Below are 14,622 nucleotides of genomic sequence, written 5' to 3'. Positions count from 1 at the left end.
CACCATGAACACCATTCGGAAAATCTCCCGCGAAGCCACTGCGCTCGCTGCCCTTGCGGGAATCCTCGCCGCGGGCCTGGTCCTCGGGATTGCCGAACTGGTCGGTGCCTTCTACGCGGCCCGTGCCACTCCCCTGATCGCGCTCGGCTCGACCTTCATCGACTTCACGCCGGCCTGGCTGAAGGACTTCGCGATCGACACGTTCGGCACCAATGACAAGGTGGCTCTCTTCGTGGGCATGGCCGTGACCATCGTGGCTCTGGCCGCGCTCCTCGGCATCGTCGCCTTCCGTAGGTGGGCACTCGGTGTGGCCGGCGTCGTGCTGATGGGACTGGTGATGGTCGCGAGTGTCCTCTCGCGGGCCGGTGCCTCGCTGCTCGATGCCGCCCCGTCGATCATCGGCACCGCCACCGGCCTGCTGGCCCTCCGCTGGCTGATCGCCCGCCTGCACTCCGGTGCCGCAGGGCGGGCACGGCACGACGACGGCGTCGTCGTCGTCGATGCCGCACCTGCGGTTCCCGCCACGGGCCGGCGCAGTGCCGCCCCCTCGGGCGCCGCTGCCTCAAGCGCAGCTGCGTCAACCACCACGGCCGACCGCCGCGACGGCGGCACGATGTCCCCGTCGCGTCGCTCCTTCTTCGCCGCGGCCGGAGTGACTGCGATCGTGGCCGGCGCCGCGGCCACCGGAGGGCGCGTGCTCGGCAGCATCCGGAGCAATGTGTCGGCGGCACGCGACAGCCTCACCTTCCCGGTCCCCGCCAGTCCGGCCGAGCCGGTGCCCGCCGGGGTAGAGGTGGACGTGGAAGGGGTCACCTCCTGGCTGACCCCGAATCAGGATTTCTACCGCATCGATACTGCGCTCAGCGTGCCCCAGCTCGATTCTGCAACCTGGGAACTGCGGGTGCACGGCATGGTCGAGGAGGAATTCACGATGTCGTTCCAGGACCTCCTCGACGCCGATCTCATCGAGCGCCATGTCACCCTCACCTGCGTCTCGAATCCGGTGGGCGGCGGCTTGGTGGGCAATGCGAAATGGCTCGGCTACCCGCTGCGTGAAGTCCTGAAGCGGGCCCGGCCCATGGAAGGCGCCGATATGGTGCTCTCGACGAGCTCCGACGGCTTCAGCGCTTCGACTCCCCTGCCTGTCCTCCAGGACGAACGCGACGCCATGCTGGCGGTCTCCATGAACGATGAGCCGCTTCCGCTTGAACACGGTTTCCCGGTCCGCATGGTGGTCCCGGGCCTCTTCGGCTACGTCTCGGCCACTAAATGGGTGGTCGACCTCGAGGTCACCCGGTTCGCTGACCAGACGGCGTACTGGACCGACCGCGGCTGGTCGGAGAAGGGACCGGTCAAGACGATGGCGCGCGTCGAGGTGCCGAGGGCGTTCGCGAAGGTCGCTCCGGGTCCGGTCAGGATCGGCGGCTCGGCCTGGTCGCAGCAACGCGGCGTCACGAAGGTCGAGGTATCGGTTGACGACGGCGAGTGGGAGGAGGTGACCCTCGCGGAGGAATACTCGGTGGACACCTGGCGCCAGTGGTCGCATGAGCTCACGCTCGACGCCGGGAGCCACACCGTCCGCGCCAGGGCCACCGACGCCGTCGACGGCCTGCAGACGGAGGAGCGTGCGGACACCGTGCCGAACGGCGCTTCCGGGTGGCAGTCCGTACAGTTCTCGGCCGGCTAGCTGTACTGCTAGCCATCACCCGTGGTCCCCGGCGGAACCTGCGCACGTCCGGCAGGTGTCGGCGGCGAACACTCGCCGTTCCTGCCCACCTTCGGAGGTGCTCAGGCAGCACGAGCCCTCCACGCCATAGGCAATACTTGGTTCATGCCGACCTTCACCTCCGCTGATGCCGTTGACCTCGCCGTCCTGGAGCGCAACGGATTCATCGAATCCCGCCACGTGGGCTCCGCCGTCGTCCTCGCGGCGGACGGCAGTGTGGTGACCTCGCTCGGGGACATCACCTCGCCAATCTACCCGCGCTCCAGCCTCAAGCCGTTCCAGGCCCTCGCCGCGATGAAGGCGGGAGTGCCGCTGAGGGGACCGCAGGTCGCCCTGGCGACGGCCAGCCATGTGGCAAGCGACGAACACATGGACGTCGTCCGGACCATGCTGAGCGCCGCCGGGGTCACTGAAGAACATCTCCAGTGCCCCGAGGACTGGCCGCAGGACGAGCAGGCGCGCATCAGCCTGGTGCTGGGCGACAAGGGGAAGCAACGGATAGCGTTCAACTGCTCCGGCAAGCACGCCGCGTTCCTGTGGGCGTGCACCGAGAACTCGTGGAACCATGCGACGTACCTCGATCCCGCCCACCCCCTCCAGCAGGGCATCGCGGACGTCATCGAGGAGTACACCGAGGAGACGCCCGGACACTGGGGCGTGGACGGCTGCGGGGCTCCGGTGGCAACGGTGTCGCTGACAGGCCTCGCACGGGGAATCGGGAAGATCGCGAAAGCACCCTCGGACAAGAATGCCGATGCCCGCGCCGCAACCATCGCGACGGCCATGATCGACTACCCCTGGGCCGTTCACGGTCGGGGGATGGAGAACACTGTGGTCATGGAGGAACTCGGAATCCTCGCCAAGAGCGGCGCCGAGGGGGTCCTTGTGCTCGGCGCGCCCAATGGGGCAGCGCTCGCGCTGAAAGTGCTCGATGGCAACAACCGGGCCGCCACACTGGTGGGACTCACCCTGTTCGCAGCGTCCGGAGCGATCGACCCCGACACGGTGGGCGTGGTACTCGAGAAGGTAGTACCACCCGTGCTGGGCGGCGGGCGCCCGGTCGGCAGCCTGCGCCTGGCGGCTCCCGTGATGGCCCTACTCGACTGAACAGGACAACCCGGAAGGACACGACATGGCACGACGCCGCATCCCGTCGGAGGTGGGTTCCGCCGCCCTGCAGGAAGTGGCGGACGGGCTCGCGTCGCGGAACGAGCTCGCCGCGGCAGTGCGGTACTGCCTCGAGGAGCTGGCGGAACGCGCCCCGGGCAACAGCGTGGAGGTAAGGGTTCCGCCCTTCGGTGTCACCCAGTGCGTCGCCGGTCCCCGCCACACGCGGGGAACGCCACCGAACGTTGTGGAGACCGACGCCACCACCTGGCTCGCACTCGTCACCGGGGGCCTGACCTGGGCCGAAGCGCAGGCCGCCGGGAAGGTGTCGGCGTCGGGCCAGCGGGCGGACCTTTCAGCCTGGCTCCCCCTGTTCAGCAGACACAGCGCTCCGGCCTCGGGAGGGCCGCAGTGAGCTCCCCTGCCAGCCGGGTTCGTGCGGCGCCCCCCACTACCTCCGGCCGCCAACCCGCCAGTGCCTGGATCGTGGGCCTTGCCGTGACGTCCCTCTACATCACGTACTCGGCCACGCAATGGCATCAGCTCAGCTCGCCGTCGTGGGATCTCGGGATCTTCACCCAGCTGGCCAAGGCGTACGCCGCTCCCGGAGCTCCGATCGTCCCCATCAAGGGCGACGGCTTCAACCTCCTGGGGGACCACTTCCACCCGATCCTGGTGCTGCTGGGACCCATCTACGCGGTGTTTCCCTCAGGCTTCACCCTGCTCGTGGTGCAGAACCTGCTGTTCGGCCTTGCGGTTTTCGTCGTGACGCGCGCCGGCGTCCGGCATGCGGGCCGGTGGGCAGGCATCTGCATCGGCCTCGCGTTCGGCCTGTCCTGGGGGCTCCTGTCAGCCGTCGCGGCGCAGTTCCACGAGATCGCCTTCGCCGTTCCGCTGCTCGCCCTGAGCCTCGAGGCGCTGATCGACAGGCGGCTCGTGCCCGCCGTCGCGTGGGGATCGCTGCTGGTGTTCGTCAAGGAGGATCTCGGCGTGACCGTCCTCGTCCTCGGGCTCGTCATCGCCTGGCGGTTCCGCTCCCAGGCGGGCCTCTGGCTCGCGGCCTGGGGTGCGCTGTGGCTCGTGTTGTCGGTCCGCGTCATCCTCCCGGCGCTGAACACCGGCGGTGCCTACGACTACTCGGACCGCATCGACGTCGGTGGGATGCTGGCGGACCCGGGCCTTGCTGTGGTTTCCCTGGTGAGCGGCGCGGCGAAATACGAAACCGTGGGCCTGCTCCTGCTTGCGGGCGGCGCACTGTTCGTGAGGTCACCGCTTGCCCTGATACTGATTCCCACGCTGCTCTGGCGCTTCGCCTCGGGACAGGAGGGCTATTGGGGCCCCGACTGGCACTACAGCGCGGTACTCATGCCGGTGGTCTTCCTCGCCTTGGTCGACGTACTTCCCCGGCTGCGGACGAGCGGTCGGCGGTGGCTCCGCGTGGCCGGCGCGGTCGTGGCTCCGGCGGTCGCCGTCGTCGCGCTTGCCCTTCTGCCCGGGCAGGCCCTCGCCGCCCTCGCCGAACCGCAGACCTACCAGCAGTCTCCGCGGTGGGATGCCGCGCACCGCATGATGGACAGCATTCCGTCCGGGGCATCGGTGGAGAGCGGAGTGGTGCTGATGGCCTACCTTGCGCCCGACGCCGAAGTGTACTGGCTGGGCAACGAGAATCCGGCGCCCGACTACCTCATCGTCGACGCCCAGGACTGGAGCTGGGGGCCTGTACGGCCCGCCGACGCCGTGGCCCACGCAGAGAGTACGTATCCCGGCAGTTCCTACGAACTCGTCTTCGATGAGGCCGGCTACCAGCTGGTGAAGAGAACCCCGTGATCGCCGGTAGCCTTAAACCCATGAGCTCCGAGAAGCCGCTGCCCGAGAACTCCCCCGAGAACGCATCCGAGCACCGGGAGGTAGCCGAACTGCGGGGAACCCCTGAACCCCTGGAAGGAACTGGGCGCCCCGAAGGAACAGCACCGCGTGAAGTAACCGTGCGCAGGGCCCCCCGGTTCGTTCCGTTCATGGCGCTCGGTGCTGTACTCGGTTTCATCGCGGCCCTCGTCGTCGCCTACACGGGGCCGGTGGATCCCACCCTGACACGCGAGTCCGTGCTCGGTTTCTTCACCGTGGCCTTCGCAATTCCGGGCCTGATCCTGGGCGCCATCGTGGTGCTGATCCTGGACCGCCGAAGTGTCCGCCGTGCACAGCGGGCGCACGTCAGGCTCACCGACGACGTTGACGACACCCAGTAGCGCCCGGCACTGCCGTCGTCCTTCCGGCCCTGGAGCCGTCAGTTCCGCTGCTCCGTCGGAGGCTCCGGCAGGTTTTCCCTATCGTGCCCGGAGGACGGGTAGTGCCCCGGTGGTTCTGTTGACGGAGTGACGGCCGCCAGAATGCGGTGGAGACTCATGGCGATCGATGCCGCAGCACCGAACGGGGCTTCCTGGGCAGCGCTTTCATTGGCTTTGCCCGCCAGGGAAAGCATTGCTTTCTCGGCGTTTTCGAGCGTTTCACCGGCTATCTCATCGACGGTCCACTGCCGAAGGACATTGCCGACGGCGGAGAAGGCCTCCTGCAGCGGATCGCGGAAGTCATCCGCCAGGGCGGGCTCCCGATGGGTGCCATGGATGGAGTCCTGGAGCATGTTGGTGATATTGAGGGTGTGGAAGGTGACTACTTCCAGCACTTCGATCTGCTCGAAGTCCTTCGCGAGGTCACGGGGATGGAAGCGGCGGCGGACGTTGCCCTTGCGGCTTTCCTCCGCGTATCTGAGCGCCTCCCGCGCGCCGTCAGCCGTCCCGGCCAGTTCCGCTCTCCGCCGCGCCCACCGCTGATCGTCGGATGTCCAGTTCTCCCGCAGGGCGTCGCCGATATCCTCCAGCTGCTGCGCGGCGGTCCTGCGCAGCGCGGCCAGCTGCTCCACCGCCTCGTTCAGATGCAGCGGCGGTACCACCAGCGCGCTGACCGCCAGGCCCACGAGCACCCCCACCACCATCTGGACCAGATACCCGATCGAATAGCCGAGGTCGTTGTTCCCGATGACCAGCACGAACAGTCCCGCTGAGGCAATTCCTGTCCCGCCGCCGGCGGTGCGTTTCAGCCGGCCCGCCAACAGCACTCCGGCACCCACCACGAAAGCAATGGTCAACGAGTTCGGATCGCCGATCCACGCCGCGAAATAGGCGAGGAGAATCCCGATGGCCAGACCCACCATGGTCTGCAGTCCCAGCTTCACGGTGCCCGCGACAGTGGGGTAGATGGCCAGCAGGGCGCCCAGCGGCGCGTAGTACGGGTATTCTGCCGCCACACCCGGTATGAAAAGGGCCAGGGCCCAGGCGATGCCGGCCGCCAGGGCAGCCTTCAGCGACAACAGGAGGTGGGGTTGGCGAAGAAAGCGCCGCACCGCAGGGAGCGGGTACGGCCGGACAGGCCGCTCCGTCGCCGAGCTGCCGGAAGGACCGGATGAACCATCGACCGCCATGGCCCCATTCTTCCACCCGCCCCCGACCGACTGTCAGCCAGGAGCGCCGGGCGAAGGCACAGCCCGGACCCGGCGTGAGAGAATGGCCCTATGGTGCGCGGTGACGGACAACTTTCCCATGATCTTCTTCCCGGCGAAAAAGGACCCCAGGATGCCTGTGGTGTCTTTGGCGTATGGGCGCCCGGTGAAGAGGTAGCCAAGCTCACCTACTACGGTCTCTACGCGCTGCAGCACCGCGGCCAGGAATCGGCGGGAATTGCGACCAGCGACGGGCAGCGCATCAATGTCTACAAGGACATGGGGCTGGTGTCGCAGGTCTTCGACGAGACAACGCTGAATACGCTCACCGGTCACATTGCGGTGGGTCATTGCCGGTACTCCACTACCGGATCCTCCCTCTGGGCCAACGCGCAGCCCACCCTCGGTGCAACCGCCGCAGGAACAGTGGCCCTGGCCCACAACGGAAACCTCACCAACTCGGCGGAGCTGTACCGCATGGTGCTCGAGCGCCATGGAAAGCCGCGCTCCGGCGAAATGGCACAGGGCAATACCACCGACACGGCGCTCGTGACAGCCCTCCTTGCCGGGAATGACGGCCGGTCCCTCGAAGAGACCGCCCTCGAGCTGCTGCCCAGCATCCGTGGAGCCTTCTGCTTCGTCTTCATGGACGAAGGAACCCTCTACGCGGCGCGGGATGCCTACGGTGTCCGGCCGCTCGTCCTCGGGCGGCTCGAGCGCGGCTGGGTGGTGGCCTCCGAGCAGTCGGCACTTGCAACCGTCGGTGCCAGCTTCATCCGGGAGATCGAGCCGGGTGAGTTCATCGCCATTGATGAACAAGGCGTCCGGTCGAGCCGTTTCGCCACCCCGACGGCGGCGGGTTGCGTCTTCGAGTACGTCTACCTCGCCCGCCCCGACGCCGCGATCGCCGGCAGGTCGGTGTACGAGTCCAGGGTGGAGATGGGCCGCCAGTTGGCCCGCGAGAATTCCGCGGAGGGCGACATCGTCATCCCTGTACCGGAATCAGGGACCCCGGCAGCCGTGGGCTTCGCCGAGGAATCCGGTATCCACTTCGCGCATGGTTTCGTGAAGAATGCCTACGTGGGCCGGACCTTCATCCAACCCAGCCAGACCCTCCGGCAACTCGGCATCCGCCTCAAACTCAACGCCCTGGAGTCGGTGATCCGGGGCAAGCGGATCATCGTGGTGGACGATTCGATCGTCCGTGGGAACACCCAGCGCGCGGTGGTGCGGATGCTCCGCGAAGCCGGTGCCGCGGAGGTCCACGTCAAGATCTCCTCTCCGCCGGTCCGCTGGCCATGCTTCTACGGCATCGACTTCGCGTCCCGGGCAGAACTGATCGCCAACGGCGCCGCGGTGGCCGAGATCTGCAAGTCGATCGGCGCCGACAGCCTCGCCTATATCTCCGAAGACGGCATGATCGCCGCGACGCAGCAGCCCCGCGAGCGCCTCTGCACCGCCTGCTTCACCGGGAACTACCCCATCGAACTCCCCGTCGACGACCGCCTGGGCAAGAACCTGCTGGAACACCTCGACCCGGCGGACAAGACCGGGGCCAACGGATGCGATCCCGGACCCGACAGTGAATTCGAAGCCGTCCTGACCGACGCAGACAAGAAAGAGCGGGTATGAGCGCACCTTCCAATCCCATCACCTACGCGAGTGCCGGAGTTGATGTCGAGGCGGGAGACCGCGCCGTCGAGCTCATGAAGGACGCGGTCAAGGCCACCCATGGCAGCCAGGTGGTCGGTGGTGTCGGTGGTTTCGCGGGCCTCTACGATGTCTCGAAGCTGCTCACCTACCGGCGCCCACTGCTGGCCACCTCCACCGACGGCGTGGGGACCAAGGTGGCCATCGCGCAGGCCATGGACATCCATGACACCATCGGCTTCGACCTCGTGGGCATGGTGGTGGACGACATCGTGGTGGTGGGTGCCGAGCCGCTGTTCATGACCGATTACATCGCGTGCGGCAAGGTGGTGCCTGAGCGCATCGCCGATATCGTGCGCGGCATCGCCGCGGCCTGTTCGGTGGCGGGGACCGCGCTGGTGGGCGGCGAGACCGCCGAGCACCCGGGCCTGCTGGGTGAGCATGAGTACGACGTCGCCGGCGCCGCGACCGGCGTGGTCGAGGCGGATCGGGTCCTCGGCCCGGAGCGGGTCCGCGACGGCGACATCGTGATCGCGATGGCGTCCTCCGGCCTGCACTCGAACGGATATTCGCTGGTTCGACGCGTCATCAACCAGGCGGGGTGGATGCTCGACCGGCAGGTGTCCGAGCTTGGCCGAACGCTCGGTGAGGAACTTCTCGAGCCCACGCGCGTCTATGCCGCGGACTGCCTCGCTCTAGCTCGCGACGACGCCGCCCAGGTGCACGGATTCAGCCACGTCACCGGTGGCGGGCTCGCGGCGAACCTCGCGCGCGTGCTTCCACGGGGCATGGAAGCCAGCATCGACCGCTCCACCTGGGAGCTCCCGCCCATCTTCACTCTTGTCTCACAGCTCGGTTCCGTGCCGCTGCCGGATCTCGAGCGCACGCTCAACCTCGGGGTGGGCATGGTGGCGATCGTCGGGGCCGCCGGCGCCGATGCGGCCCTTGCCCACCTGAACGCCGCCGGCGTGCCTTCCTGGGTGATGGGCAGCGTGCAGGCAGCCAGCGATGCCGGCACGGACGGTCCGGACTATGTGCAGGGCGCCAAGGGTGTCGACGGCGGATCGGTACGGCTGCTCGGCGCCTACGCCTGAACCGGCTCGGTCGCCGGGCCCGGACGCAGCGGAGCCCCCGTCCTGCTGATCCGTCGATGGGCCTCCCTATTGACCGTCGAGCCAGGCAGCGATGTCCGCGAGGAATTCCCGGCGTCGTGCATCGTCGAGGAAGGCGGACCGGACGGCATTGGACGCCAGCACTGCCAGTTGCCCGGCATCGAACCCGAACGTCTCCCGGACCTGGGCCACGTTCTCATCGAGATAGCCGCCGAAGTACGCCGGATCATCGGAATGGACGGAAACGTTCAGGCCGCGCTCCAGCATGCGGAGCAGTGGGTGGTCCGGGAGGGTGCCGACGGCTCGCAGGCGCACGTTGGACAGCGGGCACACGGTGAGCGGCACTTGCTCGTCGACCAGCCGCTGCACCAGCTCCTCATCCTCCATGCAGCGGATACCGTGATCGATCCGATCAACCCGTAGCAGGTCCAGCGCCTGCCGGATGTAGTCGGGAGGCCCTTCCTCCCCCGCATGGGCGATGCACTTGAGGCCTGCCCGCCGCGCCCGCTCGTACAGCGCCACGAAGTTGCGGGGCGGGTTGCCGGCCTCCGCTGAGTCGAGGCCGATTCCGATGATCGGCGCCTTCATCGCCAGCAGCTCCTCCAGCACGGCGAGCGCGCCCTCGACGGGCTGGTCACGCAGGAACGCCGCGATCAGTCCCGTGCTGATCCCGAACTCCTCCTCGCTGTTCGCCAACGCCGAGGAAACACCGTCGACGCATGCCTTCAACGGCACGCCGCGGACCGTGTGCGCCTGGGGGTCCATCATGATTTCCGCGTGGCGCACGCCGGCCGCCGCGGCGCGCGACAGGTACGCGCGGGTCATGTCGGCGAAGTCCTGCTCCGTCTGCAGCACCGCCATATTGCTGTAGTAGAGGTCCAGAAAAGACTGCAGGTCCTTGAACTCGTACTGAGCGCGCAGGTCAGCGAGCGTGGCGTAGGGCAGTTCCATATTGTTCCGCGCGGCGAGTTCGAAGATCAACTCCGGTTCCAGCGTGCCTTCGATATGGAGGTGAAGTTCTACCTGGGGAAGCTGCATTCGATATCTCTCATCCGGCGGGAACCTGGCTACTGCAATCTACTACGGCGGACGGCTCGGGCTCGAGGCCCGGCGGCCGCTCGACGACCCCTTCGGTGGAGTGCCGGCATACAGCGACCCGCCCTCCCTTTCGCCGATCCATCCGCACAGTGACCGGTGATACCCTTTTCTGGCGATCGAACAACAGGTCCCGTCGTCGAGGTGGGCCCTCCGACGACGGCGCGGATGTCACGGGAATCCAATCAGTCCCCGCTGGCCGCCACGCCTCACGGCGTCGGAACAGGTACGACTACCCCAGCAGAGATGGAGCCCGCGCTCAGATGAATCCTTCGAAGACTGCCCTCGAGATCGTCCATCACCTGCCACCGCACTACCTCGAGCGCGCCCTTCGGGAGGATGTGCGGAAGGGACTGACCACATCGGCGAAAACCCTGCCGCCCAAGTGGTTCTACGACCGGAGGGGCAGCGAACTGTTCGAGCAGATCACGCAGCTTCCGGAATATTTCCCGACACGCGCCGAGCGTCGGATACTCGAGGACTCTGCCGGGGAGATCGCGGCGGCCAGCCCGGCGGAGGTGCTCATCGAGCTCGGGTCCGGTTCGTCAAGGAAGACACCCCTGCTGCTCGACGCCCTGAAGGACGCCGGCCCGCTCCGGAGCTACGTCGCTGTGGACGTCAGCGACAGCGCCCTGACCGACGCCAACAGCGAGCTGTCCCGGGAGTACCCCGATCTCACCCTGCAGGCAGTGGCCGCTGATTTCGAATCGCAGCTGCAGCTGCTCCCGAGGGACGGACGCCGGATGGTGGCGTTCCTGGGCGGCACCATCGGGAACCTCGAGCCGGATGCCCGGGCGCGGTTCCTCCTGCAGGTGAGGGAACTCCTGGGGCAGGAGGGCGGATCATTGCTGATCGGCACCGGCCTGGTGCAGCCGCCTCAAGTCCTCATCCCCGCCTACGACGACGCCAGCGGCGTGACTGCCGACTTCAACCGCAATGTGCTCCGAGTCCTCAACGCGGAGCTGGGAGCGGATTTCGACGTCGATGCATTCGAGCATGTGGCGGTGTGGAACGAGGCCGAAGAGTGGATCGAGATGAGGCTCCGGGCCACGCGGGCCATGCAAGTGCGCCTGCCCGGCGCCGGACTCGAGATCAGTTTCGACCGGGGCGAGGACCTGCGGACCGAGGTGTCCGCGAAGTTCCGCCCCGAGGGGATCGCCGCGGAGCTCGAGGCCGCACGCCTCACCATCGTCGGGCAGTGGACGGATGCTGAGGAACGCTATGCGATGACCCTGGCCGAACCCCGCTGAACCCTTCCGCGGCGCCTTCCCCGATCGGGTGCGCAGAACACTGCGAAACCGGCCCCCCACCGGTACCTGCTGCGCACCGGGTGTGGCTCGCCACAAAAAAGTGGTGCACCCGACTCGGATGCACCACTTTCGGAAATACCTATATCGCTTGCTCAGCCTGTCCGGCGTGAACCGCCGTCCTCGCCGTCGTCGCCGTACTCCTCGACGTACTTGTCCGCATACTCCGAATAATCCGGTTCCACCGGCTCGGGAGCTTCAGTTCGTCGATTGGAGGCACGACCACTCGGGCCTGTGAGCTCGCGCTGCAGTGCCGTGTAGTCAGTCGCCGGGCTGAAATACTTCATGTCCCGGGCCTGCTTGGTAGCTTTTGCCTTTTGACGGCCGCGCCCCATGGCGTGACCCCCTTTTTGCGTCGATCCGGAGGTGGTCGCTGGGGCACAAGGCCCAAGGCTACAGCGAGGCCCCGGAGTATTTGGTCAGTATGTCGTGACTCTAGGTTACATGCTTTCACGGGCGCCGGTGCGCGGCTTGCTCAGCCCGTGGCGACGGTCACCGTCAGCCCCTCGCCGCCGCCCTCGTCGGTGGCCCTGTCCACCACCACGGTGTCGCCGTCGTCGATTCCGCCGGCGAGGATGCCGCGGGCCAACCGGTCCCCGATCTCCCGCTGGACGAGGCGCCGCAGCGGCCGGGCTCCATAGGCGGGGTCGAATCCCGTCATGGCCAGCCACTCGCTCGCGGACGGGGTGACTTCCAGTTGGAGCCTGCGGTCCTTGAGCCTCGAGGCCAGCGCGTCGACCTGGAGGTTGACGATCCGTGAGAGGTCGTCGAGGCTCAGCGGGTCGAACACGATGACGTCGTCGAGCCGGTTGAGGAACTCCGGCCGGAAGCTCGCATTCACCGTGGCCAGGACGGCTTCCCGCTTGGCGTCGTCGTCGAGGACCGGGTCCACGAGGAATTGCGAACCCAGATTCGAGGTCAGCACGAGGATCACGTTCCGGAAGTCCACGGTACGCCCCTGGCCGTCGGTCAGACGGCCGTCGTCGAGCACCTGCAGGAGGATGTCGAACACCTCCGGATGCGCCTTCTCGACCTCGTCCAGGAGCACCACGCCATAGGGACGGCGCCGCACCGATTCGGTGAGCTGGCCGCCCTCCTCGTACCCGACATACCCGGGGGGCGCTCCGACGAGCCGCGCGACCGAGTGCTTCTCGGAGTACTCGGACATGTCGATGCGGATCATGGCGCGCTCGTCGTCGAACAGGAAGTCCGCGAGCGCCTTGGCCAGCTCGGTCTTGCCCACTCCCGTCGGGCCCAGGAACAGGAACGAACCCGTGGGCCGGTCGGGATCAGAGACGCCGGCCCGCGCGCGCCGCACCGCGTCGGACACCGAGGCAACTGCCCTGCGCTGGCCGATCAGGCGCGAACCGATGATCTCCTCCATCTGCAGCAGCTTCTGGCTCTCGCCCTGCAGCATGCGCCCGGCCGGAATGCCGGTCCACGCCGAAATCACTTCGGCGATGTCCCCGGCACTCACCTCGTCGGCGACCATCAGTTCAGGCGCGCCGTCGGCCTGCTCCTCCGCCTGGGCGGCGTCCAGCTCGCGCTGGACCTGGGGAATCTCGCCGTAGAGGATCCGCGATGCAGTCTCGAGGTCGCCGTCGCGCTGGGCGCGGTCAGCCTGCGAGCGCAGGTCGTCAAGTGAAGCCTTGAGGTCGCCGACCCGGTTGAGGCCGGCTTTCTCGGCCTCCCACCTGGCGTTGAGGGCGCTGAGCTGTTCACTCTTGTCGGCGAGATCGGCGCGTAGCGTCCCAAGGCGCTCCACCGATGCCTGGTCCTTCTCGCCCGACAGTGCGAGTTCCTCCATCCGAAGCCGATCGAGCGCACGTTTGAGCTGATCGATCTCCTCCGGCGCCGAATCGATCTCCATGCGCAGTCGAGACGCCGCTTCATCCACGAGGTCGATCGCCTTGTCCGGGAGTTGGCGGCCCGAGATGTACCGGTGCGACAGCGTGGCGGCGGCGACGAGGGCGGCGTCTGCAATGGACACCTTGTGGTGTGCCTCGTACCGTTCCTTGAGCCCGCGGAGAATACCGATGGTGTCCACCACCGAGGGCTCCCCCACGTACACCTGCTGGAAGCGCCGCTCGAGCGCCGGGTCCTTCTCCACTCTCTCGCGGTACTCGTCGAGCGTGGTGGCACCGATCAGCCGCAGTTCACCGCGTGCCAGCATCGGCTTCAGCATGTTGCCGGCGTCCATCGATCCCTCGGACGCACCGGCACCTACCACGGTGTGCAGCTCGTCGATGAACGTCACCACCCGCCCGTTCGCGGAACGGATCTCCTCGAGGACGGCCTTCAGCCGCTCCTCGAACTCCCCGCGATACTTGGCCCCGGCGACCATCGAGCCGAGGTCGAGGCTGATCAGGGTCTTGCCGCGCAGCGACTCCGGAACGTCACCAGCCACCATGCGCTGCGCCAGGCCTTCGACGACGGCGGTCTTCCCGACGCCCGGCTCCCCGATCAGCACGGGGTTGTTCTTCGTGCGGCGGCTCAGCACCTGAATTAGGCGGCGGATTTCGGCGTCGCGCCCGATCACGGGGTCCAGCTTGCCCGACCGCGCGATCTCCGTGAGGTCCACGCCGAATTTCTGCAGCGCCTGGAAGGTGTTCTCAGGGTCAGGCGAGGTGACGCGGCGGTCACCACGCACTCCGGGGAGCGCAGCCGCGAGGGCGTCGCGGGAAATTCCCGCTCCGCGGAGGATGGCACCCGCGGACCCTGGATCCGCGGCGAGGCCGAGCAGCAGATGCTCGGTCGAGACGAACTGGTCACCCAGCGACTCAGCTTCCTGCTGCGCCGCCGTCACCACCTGCAGCGCTCCGCGGGAGAACTGCGGTTGCGCCACGGAACTGCCCGACGACGCCGGCAGCGCCTTGATGGCCGAGCTCGCCTGGACACTGATGTCATCAGGGCCCGCACCAGCGGCTTTGAGGAGTGCCACGGCCACGCCGTCGCGCTGGTCCATCAGGGCCTTCAGGAAATGGGGGGTCTCTACCTGCGGATTACCTGCGGTGGAGGCGTTCATTGCCGCAGCCGAGAGGGCTTCCTGGCTCTTCGTCGTGAATTTGGCGTCCACAGGGGTGTCCTTTCCGATATCCGTCTAACTACCTTGAGTCTAGTCGACTCAACTAT

12 protein-coding genes are annotated in these 14,622 nt (G+C 67.4%); 8 read left to right on the top strand and 4 right to left on the bottom strand.

Annotated features, from left to right (window positions below):
• Positions 1-4 precede the first annotated feature (4 nt).
• The 5 genes from IWX75_RS02645 (at position 5) to IWX75_RS02625 (ending at position 5,079) form a co-directional block, all read left to right on the top strand.
• On the top strand, positions 5-1,687 hold the full coding sequence (locus IWX75_RS02645; RefSeq protein ID WP_196820676.1) for a molybdopterin-dependent oxidoreductase: 1,683 nt from the start codon (positions 5-7) through the stop codon (positions 1,685-1,687).
• Between the two features lie 144 nt (positions 1,688-1,831).
• A complete protein-coding gene (locus IWX75_RS02640) occupies positions 1,832-2,833 on the top strand; it encodes an asparaginase (RefSeq protein ID WP_196820675.1) in 1,002 nt (333 codons plus the stop codon).
• Between the two features lie 25 nt (positions 2,834-2,858).
• On the top strand, positions 2,859-3,248 hold the full coding sequence (locus tag IWX75_RS02635; RefSeq protein ID WP_196820674.1) for a sterol carrier family protein: 390 nt from the start codon (positions 2,859-2,861) through the stop codon (positions 3,246-3,248).
• Positions 3,245-4,660 carry a DUF2079 domain-containing protein gene (locus IWX75_RS02630; protein WP_196820673.1) on the top strand — a complete coding sequence of 472 codons (1,416 nt, stop codon included), beginning with the start codon at positions 3,245-3,247 and terminating at the stop codon, positions 4,658-4,660. Before IWX75_RS02635 ends, IWX75_RS02630 begins: the two co-directional genes overlap by 4 nt.
• A 20-nt stretch (positions 4,661-4,680) precedes the next feature.
• A complete protein-coding gene (locus IWX75_RS02625; RefSeq protein ID WP_334684054.1) occupies positions 4,681-5,079 on the top strand; it encodes a hypothetical protein in 399 nt (132 codons plus the stop codon).
• Positions 5,080-5,117: 38 nt separating this feature from the next.
• Here IWX75_RS02625 and IWX75_RS02620 read toward each other — a convergent pair whose 3' ends face one another.
• The gene (locus IWX75_RS02620; RefSeq protein ID WP_196820672.1) at positions 5,118-6,308 is read right to left on the bottom strand and encodes an FUSC family protein; all 1,191 of its coding nucleotides are present in this window, start codon (positions 6,306-6,308) and stop codon (positions 5,118-5,120) included.
• Positions 6,309-6,398: 90 nt separating this feature from the next.
• Between IWX75_RS02620 and purF the strand changes: the two genes are divergently transcribed.
• Together purF and purM are read left to right on the top strand one after the other, a co-directional pair.
• On the top strand, positions 6,399-7,958 hold the full coding sequence (gene purF, locus IWX75_RS02615) for an amidophosphoribosyltransferase (protein WP_196820671.1): 1,560 nt from the start codon (positions 6,399-6,401) through the stop codon (positions 7,956-7,958).
• On the top strand, positions 7,955-9,070 hold the full coding sequence (gene purM / locus IWX75_RS02610; RefSeq protein WP_196820670.1) for a phosphoribosylformylglycinamidine cyclo-ligase: 1,116 nt from the start codon (positions 7,955-7,957) through the stop codon (positions 9,068-9,070). The genes purF and purM overlap by 4 nt, the downstream gene beginning before the upstream one ends.
• A gap of 66 nt (positions 9,071-9,136) precedes the next feature.
• Here the strand turns inward: purM and IWX75_RS02605 are convergent, their stop codons facing one another.
• Positions 9,137-10,126, bottom strand: coding sequence for an adenosine deaminase (locus IWX75_RS02605; protein ID WP_196820669.1), 990 nt, complete (start codon positions 10,124-10,126; stop codon positions 9,137-9,139).
• Between the two features lie 320 nt (positions 10,127-10,446).
• Between IWX75_RS02605 and egtD the strand changes: the two genes are divergently transcribed.
• Entirely contained in the window at positions 10,447-11,433 is a 987-nt protein-coding gene (egtD, locus tag IWX75_RS02600; protein ID WP_196820668.1) for an L-histidine N(alpha)-methyltransferase, read from the top strand.
• Between the two features lie 152 nt (positions 11,434-11,585).
• Here the strand turns inward: egtD and IWX75_RS02595 are convergent, their stop codons facing one another.
• Positions 11,586-11,825 carry a DUF3073 domain-containing protein gene (locus IWX75_RS02595; RefSeq protein WP_026532710.1) on the bottom strand — a complete coding sequence of 80 codons (240 nt, stop codon included), beginning with the start codon at positions 11,823-11,825 and terminating at the stop codon, positions 11,586-11,588.
• A gap of 140 nt (positions 11,826-11,965) precedes the next feature.
• On the bottom strand, positions 11,966-14,566 hold the full coding sequence (gene clpB / locus IWX75_RS02590; protein WP_196820667.1) for an ATP-dependent chaperone ClpB: 2,601 nt from the start codon (positions 14,564-14,566) through the stop codon (positions 11,966-11,968).
• Positions 14,567-14,622 lie beyond the last annotated feature (56 nt).

The organism is Arthrobacter sp. CAN_A6 (assembly GCF_015751715.1).
Taxonomy (GTDB): domain Bacteria; phylum Actinomycetota; class Actinomycetes; order Actinomycetales; family Micrococcaceae; genus Arthrobacter_D.
Note: the sequence above shows the minus strand (reverse complement) of the source record. Positions and strands in the feature narration are given on the sequence as shown.

Bases quoted from the DNA above. Each gene is read 5' to 3' on its own strand.
- IWX75_RS02645 (WP_196820676.1), top strand. From the start codon at position 5: ATGAACACCATTCGGAAAATCTCCCGCGAAGCCACTGCGCTCGCTGCC.
- IWX75_RS02640 (WP_196820675.1), top strand. From the start codon at position 1,832: ATGCCGACCTTCACCTCCGCTGATGCCGTTGACCTCGCCGTCCTGGAG.
- IWX75_RS02635 (WP_196820674.1), top strand. From the start codon at position 2,859: ATGGCACGACGCCGCATCCCGTCGGAGGTGGGTTCCGCCGCCCTGCAG.
- IWX75_RS02625 (WP_334684054.1), top strand. From the start codon at position 4,681: ATGAGCTCCGAGAAGCCGCTGCCCGAGAACTCCCCCGAGAACGCATCC.
- IWX75_RS02620 (WP_196820672.1), bottom strand. From the start codon at position 6,308: ATGGCGGTCGATGGTTCATCCGGTCCTTCCGGCAGCTCGGCGACGGAG.
- purF (WP_196820671.1), top strand. From the start codon at position 6,399: ATGGTGCGCGGTGACGGACAACTTTCCCATGATCTTCTTCCCGGCGAA.
- purM (WP_196820670.1), top strand. From the start codon at position 7,955: ATGAGCGCACCTTCCAATCCCATCACCTACGCGAGTGCCGGAGTTGAT.
- IWX75_RS02605 (WP_196820669.1), bottom strand. From the start codon at position 10,126: ATGCAGCTTCCCCAGGTAGAACTTCACCTCCATATCGAAGGCACGCTG.
- egtD (WP_196820668.1), top strand. From the start codon at position 10,447: ATGAATCCTTCGAAGACTGCCCTCGAGATCGTCCATCACCTGCCACCG.
- IWX75_RS02595 (WP_026532710.1), bottom strand. From the start codon at position 11,825: ATGGGGCGCGGCCGTCAAAAGGCAAAAGCTACCAAGCAGGCCCGGGAC.